The 15102-nt window shown below is 66.4% G+C and carries 12 protein-coding genes; 7 read left to right on the top strand and 5 right to left on the bottom strand.

From position 1 onward, the window contains the following. Positions 1 to 14: 14 nt before the first annotated feature. Both F791_RS0103090 and F791_RS0103085 read right to left on the bottom strand, forming a co-directional pair. Positions 15 to 1727 carry a proline--tRNA ligase gene (locus tag F791_RS0103090; RefSeq protein ID WP_018993760.1) on the bottom strand — a complete coding sequence of 571 codons (1713 nt, stop codon included), beginning with the start codon at positions 1725 to 1727 and terminating at the stop codon, positions 15 to 17. 58 nt (positions 1728 to 1785) lie between these two features. Continuing rightward, the gene (locus tag F791_RS0103085; RefSeq protein ID WP_018138584.1) at positions 1786 to 2127 is read right to left on the bottom strand and encodes a phenylpyruvate tautomerase MIF-related protein; all 342 of its coding nucleotides are present in this window, start codon (positions 2125 to 2127) and stop codon (positions 1786 to 1788) included. Positions 2128 to 2356: 229 nt separating this feature from the next. On the opposite strand from F791_RS0103085, the gene F791_RS0103080 reads away from it, so the two are divergent. The 5 genes from F791_RS0103080 (at position 2357) to F791_RS0103060 (ending at position 11350) form a co-directional block, all read left to right on the top strand. Then, entirely contained in the window at positions 2357 to 3406 is a 1050-nt protein-coding gene (locus tag F791_RS0103080; protein ID WP_018138583.1) for an efflux RND transporter periplasmic adaptor subunit, read from the top strand. After that, positions 3399 to 6704 carry an efflux RND transporter permease subunit gene (locus tag F791_RS0103075; RefSeq protein WP_018138582.1) on the top strand — a complete coding sequence of 1102 codons (3306 nt, stop codon included), beginning with the start codon at positions 3399 to 3401 and terminating at the stop codon, positions 6702 to 6704. The genes F791_RS0103080 and F791_RS0103075 overlap by 8 nt, the downstream gene beginning before the upstream one ends. Before the next feature lie 245 nt (positions 6705 to 6949). After that, positions 6950 to 7168 (top strand): hypothetical protein, encoded by a 219-nt coding sequence (locus F791_RS0103070; protein WP_012981920.1) that lies wholly within the window; start codon positions 6950 to 6952, stop codon positions 7166 to 7168. Positions 7169 to 7200: 32 nt separating this feature from the next. Further along, positions 7201 to 7407: a hypothetical protein gene (locus F791_RS0103065; protein WP_012981921.1), complete on the top strand. Its 207-nt coding sequence runs from the start codon at positions 7201 to 7203 to the stop codon at positions 7405 to 7407. Between the two features lie 163 nt (positions 7408 to 7570). Next, positions 7571 to 11350: a PAS domain-containing protein gene (locus F791_RS0103060; RefSeq protein ID WP_018138580.1), complete on the top strand. Its 3780-nt coding sequence runs from the start codon at positions 7571 to 7573 to the stop codon at positions 11348 to 11350. Here the strand turns inward: F791_RS0103060 and F791_RS0103055 are convergent. Genes F791_RS0103055 through F791_RS0103045 form a run of 3 tightly spaced genes read right to left on the bottom strand, consistent with a single transcriptional unit; the run spans position 11341 to position 13985 of the window. Next, positions 11341 to 12714: a nucleoside recognition domain-containing protein gene (locus tag F791_RS0103055; protein WP_018138579.1), complete on the bottom strand. Its 1374-nt coding sequence runs from the start codon at positions 12712 to 12714 to the stop codon at positions 11341 to 11343. The two genes, F791_RS0103060 and F791_RS0103055, sit on opposite strands and share 10 nt — an antisense overlap. 28 nt (positions 12715 to 12742) lie before the next feature. Beyond that, complete coding sequence (locus F791_RS0103050; RefSeq protein ID WP_019592156.1) at positions 12743 to 13597, bottom strand: SDR family oxidoreductase; 855 nt, start codon at positions 13595 to 13597, stop codon at positions 12743 to 12745. A gap of 10 nt (positions 13598 to 13607) precedes the next feature. Continuing rightward, the gene (locus F791_RS0103045) at positions 13608 to 13985 is read right to left on the bottom strand and encodes a DsrE family protein (protein ID WP_018138577.1); all 378 of its coding nucleotides are present in this window, start codon (positions 13983 to 13985) and stop codon (positions 13608 to 13610) included. 181 nt (positions 13986 to 14166) lie between these two features. Between F791_RS0103045 and F791_RS0103040 the strand changes: the two genes are divergently transcribed. Then, entirely contained in the window at positions 14167 to 14445 is a 279-nt protein-coding gene (locus F791_RS0103040; protein ID WP_018138576.1) for an FmdB family zinc ribbon protein, read from the top strand. A gap of 3 nt (positions 14446 to 14448) precedes the next feature. Then, positions 14449 to 15099 carry a DUF502 domain-containing protein gene (locus tag F791_RS0103035; RefSeq protein WP_018138575.1) on the top strand — a complete coding sequence of 217 codons (651 nt, stop codon included), beginning with the start codon at positions 14449 to 14451 and terminating at the stop codon, positions 15097 to 15099. The last annotated feature ends 3 nt before the right edge of the window (positions 15100 to 15102 follow it).

Below are 15102 nucleotides of genomic sequence, written 5' to 3'. Positions count from 1 at the left end.
GTGGTCGCCCGGGTTCAGCCGAGCAAGCGCTCGCGCAGGGCGTCGAGCAGGCCGTCCATCGGGAGGTGTTCGGCTTCGCTGGAGGTGCGCGCCTGGTATTCGAGTTCGCCGGCGTCGAGGCCGCGTTCGCCGATGACCAGGCGGTGCGGGATGCCGATCAGCTCCATGTCGGCGAACATCACGCCGGGGCGCTGTTCGCGATCATCCAGCAGGACCTGGAAGCCGGCGGCCTCCAGCTCGTCGTGCAGTCTCTCCGCGGCCTCGCGCACGCGCTGAGACTTCTTTGCGCCGATCGGGCACAGGGCGATGTCGAAGGGGGCGATCGCCGTGGGCCAGCAGATGCCGCGCTCGTCGGAGTTCTGCTCGATTGCGGCCGCGACCACGCGCGAGACGCCAATGCCGTAGCAGCCCATCGTTACCACCTGTTCGCGGCCGTCCTCGTCCAGTACGCGGGCGCCCAGGGCCTGCGAATACTTGTCGCCGAGCTGGAAGATGTGGCCGACCTCGATACCGCGGCGGATCTCGATCGGGCCGGAGCCGTCCGGGGCCGGTTCGCCCTCGGTGATGTTGCGCAGGTCGGCGCTCTCCGGCTGCGGCAGGTCGCGTTCCCAGTTCACGTGCTTCAGGTGGTGGCCGTCCTCGTTGGCCCCGACCACCATGTCCGCCATGCCCAGCACGGCCTGATCGGCCAGCACGGGAATCGGGCTGTCCACCGGCCCCAGCGAGCCGGGCTCGGCGCCGAAGGCGGTACGGATCTCGGCCGCCTCGGCCATGCGCAGGGGGTCGGCTACCCATGGGTGCTTCTCGGCCTTCACCGCATTGAGTTCGTGGTCCCCGCGCAGGACCAGCGCGACCAGATCGGCATCGATCGCGTCGGAGGCGGCCACGACCAGGGTCTTGACGGTCTGTGGGGCCGGGATGTCGAGGAAGTTCGCCAGATCCTCGATGGTATGCACCCCGGGGGTGGCAATTTTTTCCATGGCACCGCTGGGGGGCGGGGCCTGGGCCGGCTGCGGACACATGGCCAGCTCGACATTGGCGGCATAGCCGCCCGGGGAGAAGGCGATCGCGTCCTCGCCGGAGCTCGCGAGCACGTGGAACTCGTGCGAGGCGTTGCCGCCGATCGCGCCGGTGTCGGCCTCCACCGCGCGGAAGTCCAGGCCGCAGCGCTCGAAGATGCGGCAGTAGGCGTCGTGCATTTGCTGGTAGGTCTGCCCCAGCGACTCGGCATCCAGGTGGAAGGAGTAGGCATCCTTCATCAGGAACTCGCGGGCGCGCATCACGCCGAAGCGCGGGCGGCGCTCGTCCCGGAATTTGGTCTGGATCTGGTAGTAGTTGACCGGCAGTTGGCGGTAGCTACGGATCTCGCGGCGCACGAGATCCGTGATGACCTCCTCGTGGGTCGGGCCGAAGCAGAAGTCGCGTTCGTGGCGATCCTTCAGGCGCAGCAGCTCGGCCCCGTAGAAGTCCCAGCGACCGGACTCCTGCCACAACTCGGCCGGCTGCACTGCCGGCATCAGCACCTCCAGCGCTCCGGCACGGTTCATCTCTTCGCGAACGATGTTTTCCACCCGGCGCAGCACACGCAGCCCCAGCGGCAGCCAGGTGTACAGCCCGGCGGCCAGGCGCCGGACATAGCCGGCGCGCAGCATCAGCTGGTGGGAGATGATCTCGGCGTCGGCCGGGGTTTCTTTCAGGGTGTTCAGCGGGAATTGCGAGACGCGCATCGGGGCAGTCCGTTATCAAGTGCGTGAGAGAAGTGACGGCCCACCGGGCCGCGATGATTCAGAACGTCGTGCTGTTGGTGCCCCAGAAGTGGCGCGGGGCGTCGGAGAATTCGATATAGACCCGGGCTGGGTCCAGGCCCAGCTCGGTTTGCAGGGCGTCGCAGAGTTTGCGTGACAGCTCGCGGGTCAGCCCCTCGGGCAGGTCGATGCTTTTCAACTCGCAGTAGGCGAGTGGGTCGGTGCTGCCGGCGAAGCACATCGCCGGGTTGTGCGTGCAGGTGACCATCACGTAGCCCTCGGGCTTGCCCAGCCAGTCGGCCACCTGTGCGGACAGGTGCTGGCACAGCCCCGAAGGATCGTCGGGCAGGACGGTGTTGGTCTCGACTCGCAGCAGCGGCATCTCGGTTCCCCATCGGTTAGCTACGGCGCCACATGATACGGCCAGCGGACGGACCGTGCAGTCCGGGGTGCGTTGGCTGACGATATAGCTATACTCACCGCAAGGTATTTCCGGGCGTCGGCGTTGCCGTCGGCGCGCAATCGGCGTATAAATTAGAAAACGCTAATATATGTCGAACCCGCTTGATCCCGACCCAATGGGCTCGATAGCACGCAAGGAACCGAAGCCGATGACACTCAAGTGGATGCGCCCGGCCCTCTGGGGTCTGTTGTTGTTGCCATTTTCCGCCCAGGCGGACTTCCCGTTCGACACGGCGACCGCGGAGCGACAGACGCTCGCGCAGGAGCGCATCCTGGATGGCCGAGTCGAGGCCGTTCAGCGTTCCACGATCTCGGCGCAGACCTCCGGCCGGGTGCGCGAGATCTACGTCGACGTAGACGACTTCGTCGAGGCGGACGAGCTGCTGTTGCGCATTAGCGATTCGGAGCAGCAGGCGCGTGTGAGTCAGGCCGAGGGCGATCTGGCCGAGGCCCGTGCCCGCTTTGGCGAAGCACGCTCCGAGTTCAATCGTATCCAGGACGTATTCGATCGCGGCGTGGTATCGCGTTCGGAGTTCGAGCGCGCGGAGGCCGAGCTGGAATCGGCCCGGGCGCGTTTGCGCTCGGCCGAGGCCCGCGTCGAGGAGGCTCGCGAGCAGCTCGGTTACACCGAGGTGTTCGCGCCGTTTTCCGGAATCGTTACCGAGCGCCACGTGGAGTTCGGGGAGTCGGTCAGCCCCGGCTCGCCGCTGCTCTCGGGGATTAGCCTGGACCGTCTGCGCGTAGAGGTGGATATCCCGCAGCGGCTGATCCACGCGGTACGCGAGCGCCGCGAGGCCGAGGTGCTGCTGAATGACGACCGTCGCCTGGCGGCCGAGAGCCTGACCATCTTCCCCTATGCCGATCCGGCGAGCTCCACCTTCCGTATCCGCGTGAATCTGCCGGAGCAGGAGGACCTGGGGCTGTTCCCCGGCATGTTCGTGAAGACGGCGTTCTTCCTGGATGACGTCGAGCGCCTGACGGTCCCGCGCGAGGCCGTCGTCTATCGCAGTGAGGTCACCGCTGTGTACGTGATCGACGACGAGGACCGGGTACGTTTCCGTCAGGTCCGTGTCGGGCGCACGCATGACGGATACATTGAGATCCTCGGTGGCCTGAGCGAGGGCGAGCGCGTGGCGCTGGACCCGGTGCATGCGGCGATCTACCTGAAGGAACATCAGCAGGTGGGCGCCGATGAGTGATGCCAGCACGGACGCGGCATCCGGCCGCATGGGGATCTCCGGGCGTATCGCCAAGGCTTTTCTGACCACCCAGATCACGCCGCTGCTGGCCCTGGTGGGGCTTCTGCTGGGGCTGTTCGCGATCCTCGTGACCCCACGCGAGGAAGAGCCGCAGATCAACGTGACCATGGCGGATGTGTTCATCCCGTTCCCCGGGGCGAGCGCCGAGGAGGTCGCGCAACTGGTGGCGACACCGGCCGAGCAGGTGCTCTCGGAGATCGAGGGCATCGACGACATCTATTCCACCTCGCGCCCGAACATGGCGCAGGTCACCATCCAGTTCGAGGTCGGCGAGGACCGCACCGCGGCGCTCGTGCGCCTGTACAACCAGGTGTTCTCCAACCAGGACTGGTTGCCCGAGGGCCTGGGGGTCGGCGAGCCGATCATCAAGCCGATGGGCATCGACGACGTGCCGATCGTCAACGTGACGCTGTGGACCGAGGACGGGGATCGCGGCGGTCATGACCTGCTGCGCGTGGCACATGCGCTGGAATCGGAACTCAAGCGCGTCCCCGGGACCCGTGATATCTATACCGTCGGTGGTCCGGATCATGTAGTGCACGTACGCTTCAAGCCGGAGACGCTGGCGGCCTACAACCTGTCGGTGGACGACCTGCGCGACAGCCTGCAGGCCTCGAATTTCTCGCGCGATGCCGGCCGGCTCTACCAGGACGACCAGGAGATCCTGATCCAGGCCGGCGATTTCATCACCGAACCAGAGGCCTTCGCTGGCCTGGTGGTCGGGATGCACGACGACCGCCCGGTCTACCTGTCCGATGTCGCCGAGGTGATACAGGGCCCGGCATATGCGACCGAGCATGTGCGCTTTGCCCATGGCGCGGCGGCCGGGGATCACGCGCGTGTCGGCGAGAGCCACCCGGCGGTCACCGTGGCGATCGCCAAGCAGCCGGGCACCAACGCCCCGGACATCGCCGATGCCCTGATCGAGCGGCTCGAGCAGCTGCGCGGGACGTACATCCCCGACGGCATCGAGACCACGATCACCCGCAACTATGGCGCGACCGCCGACGACAAGGCGAACACCCTGATCCAGAAGCTGATCCTCGCGACGGCCTCGGTCGTGATCCTGGTCTGGATCGCGCTCGGCTGGCGCGAGGCCTTCATCGTTGGCGTGGCGGTGGTGATCACGCTGGCGATCACGCTGTTCGCCTCCTGGGCCTACGGCTTCACGCTCAACCGCGTGTCGCTGTTCGCGCTGATCTTCTCCATCGGGATCCTCGTGGACGACGCGATAGTGGTGGTGGAGAACATCCACCGGCACATGGTCCAGGGCGGCAAGAAGTTCCTCGAGGCGATCCCCCATGCGGTCGACGAGGTGGGCGGGCCGACGATCCTCGCCACCTTCACCGTGATCGCGGCGCTGTTGCCGATGGCCTTCGTCACCGGTCTGATGGGGCCGTACATGAGCCCGATCCCGATCAACGCCTCGATGGGGATGATCATCTCGCTGGCCGTGGCTTATGTGGTCACGCCGTGGCTAACCTACAAGGTCTTGCGGCGCCAGGCCGAGCAGTATGAACACGCGGCCCCGGCCGCCGGCGGCCACGCCGCGCAGGGCGAGAGCGCCTCCGCCGGGCTAATGAAGATCTTCAACACCCTGCTGCTGCCGTTCCTGGGGACCGGTGGGCGCAAGAAGGCCAATCGTCTCGCGCTGTGGGTCGGCACGCTGGTGCTGATCCTGGGCTCCGTCTCGCTGGCGTACTTCCAGCTGGTGGTGATGAAGATGCTGCCCTTCGACGACAAGTCGGAGTTCCAGGTGGTGCTGGACATGCCGGAAGGGACCAGCCTGGAGCGCACCTCCATGGTGCTGTCCGAGATGGCCGACTACCTCAAGACCGTGCCCGAGGTCGACAACGTGCAGACCTATGCGGGTACGGCCGCACCGATCAACTTCAACGGCCTGGTACGGCAGTACTACCTGCGCGAGGGTTCACATGTCGGGGACATCCAGGTGAACCTGACCCATGAGTCCGAGCGCTCGCGCAAGAGCCACGACATTGCTCTCGGCGTGCGCGAGGCGATCAACGCGATCGCCGACCGCCACGACGCGGCGGTGAAGGTGGTCGAGGTGCCGCCGGGGCCACCGGTGATGTCGCCGATCGTGGCCGAGATCTACGGCCCGGACTATGCGGGCCAGATCGAGGTCGCCAAAAAGGTGCGCGAGTTATTCGAGAACACCGAGGGCATCACCGACATCGACGACTCGGTGGAATACCCGGGGCCGAAGAAGATCCTGCAGGTGGACCGCGAGCGGGCTGCACGCCTGGGCGTGTCGCAGCAGGCGGTGGTCAAGGCGATCGAGACTGCGCTGTCCGGCGAGGACGTGACCTACCTCTACGGTTCCAACGTGAAGTACGCGGTCCCCGTGCGGCTCGAGTTCGAGCAGGCCGAGAAGGGCAGCCTGGACCCGGTGCTGGGGCTCAAGGTGCGCTCGCGCGACGGCGCCCTGGTGCCACTGTCCGAGGTCGTCAACGTGGTGGACTCGACCCTCGAGCACTCGATCCACCACAAGAACCTGCTGCCGGTGGTCTACGTGATGGGCGACCTGGCCGGCGGGCTGGACAGCCCGTTGTACGGCATGTTCGACATGTTCTTCGGCCTGCGCGACACGCCGATGGCCTACGACGAGCCGCTGGAACAGCTGTTCATCAACCAGCCGGACAACCCGTACAACTTTTCGCTGAAGTGGGATGGCGAGTGGCAGGTGACCTACGAGACCTTCCGCGACATGGGTATCGCCTACTCGGTGGGTCTGATCCTGATCTACCTGCTGGTGGTCGCGCAGTTCCGTTCGTACATGGTGCCGCTGATCATCATGGCGCCGATCCCGCTGACGGTGATCGGGGTGATGCCGGGCCATGCGTTCATGGATGCCTTCTTCATGGACGCCAAGTTCACCGCGACCTCGATGATCGGGATGATTGCGCTGGCCGGGATCATTGTGCGCAACTCGATCCTGCTGGTGGACTTCATCAACGACGAGATCCGCCGTGGCGTGGAGGTGATCGAGGCGGTGGTGCACGCGGGTGCGGTGCGCGCCAAGCCGATCATCCTGACCGGGCTGGCGGCGATGGTCGGCGCCGGGTTTATCCTCGACGACCCGATCTTCTCGGGCCTGGCGATCTCGCTGATCTTCGGCGTGTTCGTCTCGACCCTGCTGACGCTGGTGATCATCCCGGTGCTGTACTACCTGTACGTGCGCAACCGGGTCGATCTGATCCGCGCCCAGACGGCGTAGGCCGGCCCCTTCATTGCGAGGAGCGTAGCGACGAAGCAATCGCCATGGTGGACTCCGGGCCCCAGCGCGCTGCCAGCGTCAACCGATTGCCGCGACGCCTTCGGCTCCTCGCAATGACGCCGGCCGGGACGGGCGCTGTGTCTCGGCGCGTTGCTGCACGGCAATGCCCGAGCCCGGGTCCGGCGTTTTCGCTGCGGGCGCGCGAGCCGCTACAATCCCGGCTTTGACCGAACTGGAGTGACCCGATGGATGTCGAGATGGGAGAAGAGGGCCTGAACGTCCTCGGGATCAGCCGCGAGCAATGCGCAACGCTGGTCGAGGTGCTGAAGGCCAGCGAGGACCAGCGCTTCATGGACGATCCGGAGCTGCGCAAGCTGTTCAAGCTGCTGGCCGTGCTGCAGAGCGACCTGTGGGACGACATGACCGCCGGGCAGTTCGACTTCGCCCCCTACAAGAAACAGTAGCGACTCGCGCGCTGCCCCCTCAGGAGCCTCGAATGTCCGACAACGGATCCCGCCGTCCCTCGAACTTCGTAATCGGCAATATCTTCCTCGGCGCGGCCGCGCTGATGCTGTTCTTCTTCGTCACCCTGTGGGAGATCCTGGGCGTGGTGGCCCTGGTCCTGTGGATGGCGCTGGCGGCCATCGGGGTCTACTTCATCGTGAAGGACAAGGACATCAATCCCGGCGGCCCGCCCAATTAGGGAAACACTGATTTCAGTGTTTCCCAAGGGGAACCTGCTTCCCTGGGAAGGTGACCGCCATGCCCGTCCGTTTCGGTACGGGATGTGATTCGGCCGGTGGCTGTGCCCGGCGTCCGACCTCCCGTCAACCGGGTATGTGACCCGACCACCGAGGACAGCCGCCATGAACCTGCGTGAGCAGCACCCGACCGGCGCGCGCCTGCAGGCCGAGTTTTTGCAATCCCTTCCGGAACACGTCACCCGCCTGCGCGAACTTGCCCGGAACCTGGAGGAAGCCGCTTCGCCGGCCCAGGCACGCGACCTACTGGGGCAGCGGATCAGCGAGCTCCGGCACTCGGCCGAGGTGTTCGGGATTCCGGTGGTCGGGGCAGCGGTGGCAACCCTGGCCGACTCGCTCGATGCCTCCACCGGAGACTCGGATCTGGTCGATCGTGACCAATGGGACAACGCCCTGGACCGGCTCGCGGCGATTGCCGCCCAGCATGCGCGTGGCGACGCCCTCGCCATCGCCAGCCGGGTGCAGCCGTTGTCCGGCGCGCGTGCGGACGGGCGGGTGCTGGTCGTCGTGGATGATGACGCCCTGGCGCGCGATATCGTGCTGATGCTCCAGGACCACGGGTTCCGGACGGACCAGATCCCGGTCCGTGATTCGCAGGCCCCGCAGCCCCCCGACGACGACCCCTACACCGCGGTCGTCCTCTGCGCCGGTGTGGTGATGCCCGGCACCGTGATTACGAATGATTTTGCTGGGTGCCTGGCGCCGGGGCACGCGCGCCTTCCGGTGCTGGCGGTAGCGCGGGAATGGAATCCCGGTGCACGGCTGGATGCCGTGCGCCAGGGGGTGGCCCGCTGCCTGGATTATCCACTCGACGGGGATACCCTGATCGAGCAGTTGGTCCAGATCGGGGGTGTGATAACCGAGAGCGACTACCGGGTCCTGTTAATCGCCGGTGCCGAACAAGAAGGCGTGGAGCGCACGCTGCTCGATGCAGGCTATCGTGTGGAGCGGGCGGAAGAGCCGGACCGCCTGGTGGAGGTCATGGACGAGCTCGACCCCGAGGTGGCCATCCTTGATGTCGAATCCCTGGACTGCTCGGCGCTCGAGGTGGCCGCGGTTCTGCGGACCCGGCAGAGCGGGGGCTCGATTCCACTGGTGATCCTGACCGCGGATGCCTCGCGTACCAATGCCCTGATGACGCTTCATCCGGGCGTGTGCGGTGTACTCCTGAAGCCGCTGGAGGCCAGTCGGGTCCTCGCGGTGGTGACCAATCGGGCGCGCCAGTTGCGCGAGATGGACAGTGTCAGCCGTTCCTACCGCGAAACCCTCTACGAGCGCGAACGGGAGCATCTCGCCGTCAACGAGCATGCCCTCGTCAGCATTGCCGATGCCCGGGGCGACATCATTTATGCCAACAGGCGGTTCGCCGAGGTCAGCGGATACATGGTCGAAGAGCTGCTCGGGCAAAATCATCGAGTGGTGAAGTCCGGGCAGCATCCGCCGCACTTCTACACCCGCATGTGGGAGACCATCACGGCGGGCCAGGTCTGGCAGGACGAGATCTGCAATCGGGCACGTGACGGTTCGCTGTACTGGGTCGACACCACGATCGTGCCGTACCTGGATGCCGAAGGCGTGCCCTATCAGTTCGTGTCCATCCGCACGGAGATCACCACGGTCAAGCGCCAGGAACAGCGCCAACGCTCGAGCCAGATCTTCGCCAATATGGGCACTTGGGAATGGACGCCCGACCAGGAGCGCCTCGAATGGTCCGAGCGGATTCCACCGCTGCTGGGTTACCGCGACGGTGCGGTCGAACCGACGGTTACCAACTTCATGCACGCCGTGCATCCGGAGGATCGCGATCGGATGCGCAACGCCATCTCGAGCAGCCTGCGTCGGGGCGCGCACTTCGAACTGGAGCACCGGGTGCTGTGGCCCGACGGCTCCGAACACTGGCTGCTACAACGGGGCGACGCCGTTCGGGACGCCGATGGCAGCGTGCTGTACATGCTGGGCGTGATGCAGGACATCACCAAACGCAAGCACTCCGAGCTGGCGCTGTCGGAGCTGTCGACACGGTTGCTGGAGGCACAGCGACTGGCCCGGCTCGGTCACTGGGAATACGAAGTGCGCAGCGACCGACTGACCTGGTCGAAGGTGATTTACGAGATGTTCGAGATGATCGCCGGGAACGGCCATCTCGCCCGGGATGACTATCAACGCCTAGTGCATCCGGACGACCGCGAGCGGGTGCAGGCATTCGAGGCCGGTCTGGCCGACTCCGGACACGGCGAGATCACCCATCGCGTGCAGCTCCCGGACGGCATGGTCCGCTACGTTCATCAAATCGCTACGGCTACGTTCGACGACGGCGGTGAGGTGGTCCGCCTCTCGGGCACGCTCCAGGATCTGACCGAATTGCACGAGGCTCAGGATCGGCTGACCCTGTTCGGGCGAATCATCGAATCAGCCGAACAGGGCGTTGCGGTGGTGGACCGGGAAGGTTGTTTCGTGTACGTCAATCCGGCAGCGCTGGATCTGGTCGGTTATCGCCTGGATGAGATGGTCGGCCGCAGCTTCCGCGCAATGGGCATTATCCCCGAGGAGGCGCGCGAGGAGGCTCAGGAGATCGATCGGGTGCTGGCGGAGGGCGGGGTATGGACTGGGCTGTTGCCTCACCGCTGCGCCAACGGGGCCGTATTCGTCACCGCAAGCACCATCAGTGTTGTGCGCGACGAGCACGGTGATCCGCAGTATGGCTTCAATATCTTCAGTGATTACACCGATGAGTTGCGGCGGCGCGAAGAGCTCCGTCAGGCGCGTGATGCCTCAGAGCGTGCGAACCGGGCGAAGTCGGAATTCCTGTCCAGCATGAGTCACGAGCTGCGCACGCCAATGAATGCCGTGCTCGGCTTCGCCCAGTTGCTGGAGCGCGACCCCGGACTGGGCGAGCGCCAGCATTCGCATGCGACCGAGATCCGCCGCGCCGGCTCGCACCTGCTGGACCTGATCAACGAGGTCCTGGATCTGGCCCGGATCGAGGCCGGGCGGCTGAAGATCGACCTGCAGCCGGTCTTCGTGGCGCCGGTGGTCACCGACTGCCTGTCCCTGACCCGTGCCCTGGTCGATGAACATGCGGTGCACTGCGAGGCCGAAGTGGCTGATGATGTGCAGGTGCAGGCGGACCCCCTGCGCCTGAAGCAGGTCCTGCTGAACCTGGTGGGCAACGCGATCAAGTACAACCGCCGCGGCGGCGAAGTCCGTGTCGGTGTCACGCCGCAGCGGGATGTCGTCGAGATCGCGGTAAGCGATAGCGGACCCGGGATCGCGCTGGAGGATCAGGCGCGGCTGTTCGAACCCTTTGAGCGGCTGCATGCCGATGGCGGTCGCGTCGAGGGTGCGGGCGTCGGACTCGCGGTCTCGAACAGCCTGGTCAAAATGATGGGGGGCGAGCTTGCGGTGGAATCGGAGCCGGGTGTCGGCAGCCGCTTCTGGTTCCGGCTGCCGCGTGCCGGGGCGGAGCCCCACGTGATGGATGACTCAACCGTCGAGTCCGGCGTGGACAAGGACCCGCATGTCCTGTTGATCGAGGCCGACCCCGAACACCTCGCGAGGCTCCAGACCATGTTCGAGGGGCAGGTGGGGCTGCAGCCGTTGTGCGCGACCTCGGCGGTGGAGGGTCTGGACCTGGCGCTGCGCCATGTGCCGGCCCTGGTGGTGCTGGCACTGGACCTGCCGGTGATGGATGGCTTCCAGGTCCTGCGCGCGCTGCAGGCGGACCCCGCCCTGGCGCCAATCCCTGTAGTTGCGGTCGGGGGGGGCGAGGATTCAGAGAGGACTGAACGCGCCCGCCATGCACCCTTCCGGCGCGTGCTGACCCGGCCGGTGTCGGCGGACGATCTGGCCGCGTTGCTGGACGATCTCGCGATCTGTCAGAGGTAGAGGAAGCCGACGATCGCGACCGCCGCGATCACGGCCACCGCATCGGCGCTCAGCGCCGCGGCCAGGGTGTGGCGTACGCGCTTGACGCCGATCGCGCCGAAGTACACGGCGAGCACGTAGAAGGTCGTCTCGGTCGAGCCCTGCAGGGTGGAGACCAGGATGCCGACATGGGTGTCCGGGCCGGTGGCCGGGTCCTGCATGATGCCGGCCATGATGCCGTAGGCGCCGGAGCCGGACAGCGGACGCAGCAGGGCCATCGGCAGGGCCTCGGCCGGCAGGCCGAACGGGGTCGTCAGTGGCCCGACCAGCCCGACGAACATGCCCAGCGCACCACTCTCGCGCAGCATCCCCACCGCGACCAGGATCGCCACCAGATAGGGGATGATGCGCAGGGCCACGTTGAAGCCCTCCTTGGCCCCCTCGACGAAGACCTCGTAGACCGGCACCCCGCGGATCACCCCGTAGGACAGGAACCCCACCACCAGCCCGGGGATGATCCAGGGGGCGATTGCCTGGCCGTACACGATCGTCAGCGGGATGATCGCCAGCACCCCCAGCAGGACCAGGATCGAGACCCAGGCCGGGTAGCCCTCGGTGGGGACCTCGATGTTCATCGGCTGCTGATCGGGCTGGGCGCTGTCCTGCTCGCGATTCTCGGCCTTCGCCGGTTCGGTGCTGTCCTGGCTCGCTTCCCGGATCGTGTCTTCCAGTTCGTCGGAGCCGGCGGAGGCATCCGCGTCGATCGAGCGGGTGGGGGCCGGGCTGCGGAAATAGCGCTGCAGGATCAGGGCACTGGTGATGCCGGCGATGGTCGCGAACAGCGTGGCGAACAGCGTGGTCGGCAGGATCGCCGCCGGGGCCTCGGAGCCGAGCGAGGCACGCAGCGCGATCACCCCGGTGGGCAGCAGCGTAATGCTGGAGGTGTTGATTGCCAGGAACAGCGCCATCGCATTGGTCGCGGTGCCCGGGTGCGGATTCAGCTTCTCCAGCTCCTGCATCGCGCGGATGCCGAACGGGGTCGCGGCGTTGCCCAGCCCCAGGATGTTGGCGGAGAAGTTCAGGATCATCGCGCCCATCGCCGGGTGCTCCGGCGGGACCGACGGAAACAGGCGGGTCATCAGCGGGCGCAGCAGGCGGGCGAGCACGGTCAGCAGGCCGCCGGCCTCGGCGATCTTCATCAGCCCGAGGAACAGCGCCATTACCCCGACCAGCCCCAGCGCCAGTTCGACCGCCGAGCCGGCGGCATCGATCGCGCCCTCGGACAGGGCCTGCATCGGCTGTTCGTCGGGGTCGGTGGACTGGAACTCGCGGATCGCGGCCGTAGCCACGGCGATCACGATCAGCGCGAGAAAGATCAGATTCATGCGGCGCCCGCCCCTGGCCGCGCGCGCATCAGCGGTTCTCCCCGCGCGATACCCCGCGCAGCACGGCGTCCATCGCGCGCGCCGGCAGCAGCCACTTCAGGAAGGCGAACAACTTGGTCGGGAAGGTGATGCGGTAGCGCACCCGCGGGCGGCGGGCCTCCAGGGCATGCATCACGCAGCGGGTGACGGCCTCCGGGCCGAGGGTGAACGGGGCATCGGACTCGGAATTGGCCATGCGCGCCTCGGCCGCGCGGTAGGTCTCGGCCCAGGGGCTGTGCTCGCGGTGGATGTGGCGGCGGAAGGCCTTCAGGGCGTTGGCGCGGAAGGCACTGCGGATCGGGCCGGGCTCGACCAGGCTCACATGGATGCCCGTGCCGTGCAGCTCCTGGCGCAGGGTGTCGCTCATGCCCTCGATCGCGAACTTGGACGTCACATAGGCCCCGCGCAGGCGCAGGGCGGCAAAGCCCAGCACCGAGGAGTTCTGGATGATTCGTCCCTCCCCGGCACGGCGCATCGCGGGCAGTACCGCATTGGTCAGCTCCAGCCAGCCGAGTACGTTGGTCTCGAGCTGGGCGCGCAGGGTGGCGCGCGAGAGGTCCTCCACCGCGCCGGGCTGGCCATAGGCGCCGTTGTTGAACAGGCCGTAGAGATGCCCGTCGGTGCGGTGCAGGATCTCGGTGACCGCGCTGTGGATGCTGGCGGAGTCGTCCAGATCCAGCTGCAGGGCCTCGAAGCCCTCCTTCTTCAGGCGCGCAACATCCTCGCCGCGACGGGCGGTCGGGAACACGCGGTAGCCGCGCTCGCGCAGCGCACGGGCGGCGTGCAGTCCGATCCCGCTGGAGCAGCCGGTAATCAGGACGGCACGGGGCCAGGACTCGCTCACCGGTCGCGGCTCAGTAGGTCAGGGTGGCCACATCGTCCTCGACCACCTCGCCGATAAAGGCGCCCCCGCCGCGCATGCCGTCCAGTTCGGGGATCGCGTTGTCCAGGGTCAGGCCGTTTTCGTCCATTGCGCCGGCGCAGGCGTAGAAGCGGCAGCCGGCCTCGTGGGCATCCTGCATGAAGCTGTAGACCGATTTCTCCTTCGCCTCGCCGGGGTAGATCTTGTCCGCCACGCCCTGGCGCAACAGGCGCGTGGTGCCGGCGGCGAAGTACATCTCGACTTCCAGATCCATCGCGGCGGCGACGGTCGCCTGGAAGAACGGGGCCCCCAGCGTGCCGGGGCGGTCCAGGTCCAGGTTCAGCAGCATGATCACGATCTTTTCGGCCATGACGGGTCCTTGCGGGCAGTACGTTCGGGTATGGGGCGAATGATCGGCGCTGCGGCCTCGCGGCGCAAACACGGATTGCCACCGGGGAAAGCCTTTTATTCCCGGGAAACGCCCGCATAATACGCCTCGAACCGTTTTGTTGCGGCCGTTGTCGCGGACGCGAAGCCTGAGGAATACACGCATGCCCATTTACGAGTATCAGTGCAAGGACTGTGGCGAGATTTCCGAGATCCTGCAGAAGATCTCCGATCCGCCGGCCACCACCTGTCCCGAATGTGGCGCCGAGGCCCTGACCAAGCAGGTCTCCGCTGCCGGCTTTCGCCTGGCGGGGGGCGGCTGGTACGAGACTGACTTCAAGAAAGACGGCAAGCGCAATCTGAAGGATGGCGGTGGTGCTGGCAGCGGTTCCGGCAAGGGCGATTCCACGGCGACCTCGAAAGCGGCAGCGACCGGAACCTGATCGATGCTGGTCTCCCTGCGCCGCTACCTGATTGCAGGGCTGCTGGTCTGGCTGCCGCTGATCGTCACCGGCTTCGTTATCAAGCTGCTGGTCGATCTGCTGGACTTCACCATTCTCCTCCTGCCGCCGGCCTGGCGGCCGGAGGCCTTGCTTGGCTTTTCGATCCCCGGTGCCGGGATCGTGGTCGCGATCGTGGTTGTGTTCGTCACCGGCGTGATCGTGGCCAATATTGTCGGGCGCAAGCTGGTCTCGGTGGGCGAATCCATCGTGCACCGCATCCCGCTGGTCAGCTCGATCTACGGGGCGGTGAAGAAGGTCACCGAGACGGTGCTGACCGATGGTGGCCAGGCCTTTCGCAAGGTCGTGATGATCGAGTACCCGCGTCGCGGGCTGTGGTCGGTCGGTTTCATGACCGGCGTTGGTTACGGCGAGGTGCAGGAGCGTACCGAGCGCGAGGTGATTACCGTGTTCGTCCCCACCACCCCCAACCCGACCTCCGGCTTTGTGCTGCTGGTTCCGCGCGACGAGGCGGTCGAGCTCGACATGACGGTGGAGGACGGGCTCAAGTTCGTGATGTCCATGGGCGTGGTCACGCCGCTGTCGAGCCCGTCCGAGGCCCCGGCTCCGGTTGCGCGAGAGCAGGGCAAATCGTAAGAT

The sequence above is a fragment of the Thioalkalivibrio sp. ALRh genome (assembly GCF_000381425.1).
Lineage (GTDB): Bacteria > Pseudomonadota > Gammaproteobacteria > Ectothiorhodospirales > Ectothiorhodospiraceae > Thioalkalivibrio.
This window is presented reverse-complemented; position numbering and strand designations above follow the sequence as displayed.

Coding starts and splice junctions, on each gene's coding strand:
- F791_RS0103090 (WP_018993760.1), bottom strand. CDS start 1,727: ATGCGCGTCTCGCAATTCCCGCTGAACACCCTGAAAGAAACCCCGGCC.
- F791_RS0103085 (WP_018138584.1), bottom strand. CDS start 2,127: ATGCCGCTGCTGCGAGTCGAGACCAACACCGTCCTGCCCGACGATCCT.
- F791_RS0103080 (WP_018138583.1), top strand. CDS start 2,357: ATGACACTCAAGTGGATGCGCCCGGCCCTCTGGGGTCTGTTGTTGTTG.
- F791_RS0103075 (WP_018138582.1), top strand. CDS start 3,399: ATGAGTGATGCCAGCACGGACGCGGCATCCGGCCGCATGGGGATCTCC.
- F791_RS0103070 (WP_012981920.1), top strand. CDS start 6,950: ATGGATGTCGAGATGGGAGAAGAGGGCCTGAACGTCCTCGGGATCAGC.
- F791_RS0103065 (WP_012981921.1), top strand. CDS start 7,201: ATGTCCGACAACGGATCCCGCCGTCCCTCGAACTTCGTAATCGGCAAT.
- F791_RS0103060 (WP_018138580.1), top strand. CDS start 7,571: ATGAACCTGCGTGAGCAGCACCCGACCGGCGCGCGCCTGCAGGCCGAG.
- F791_RS0103055 (WP_018138579.1), bottom strand. CDS start 12,714: ATGAATCTGATCTTTCTCGCGCTGATCGTGATCGCCGTGGCTACGGCC.
- F791_RS0103045 (WP_018138577.1), bottom strand. CDS start 13,985: ATGGCCGAAAAGATCGTGATCATGCTGCTGAACCTGGACCTGGACCGC.
- F791_RS0103040 (WP_018138576.1), top strand. CDS start 14,167: ATGCCCATTTACGAGTATCAGTGCAAGGACTGTGGCGAGATTTCCGAG.
- F791_RS0103035 (WP_018138575.1), top strand. CDS start 14,449: ATGCTGGTCTCCCTGCGCCGCTACCTGATTGCAGGGCTGCTGGTCTGG.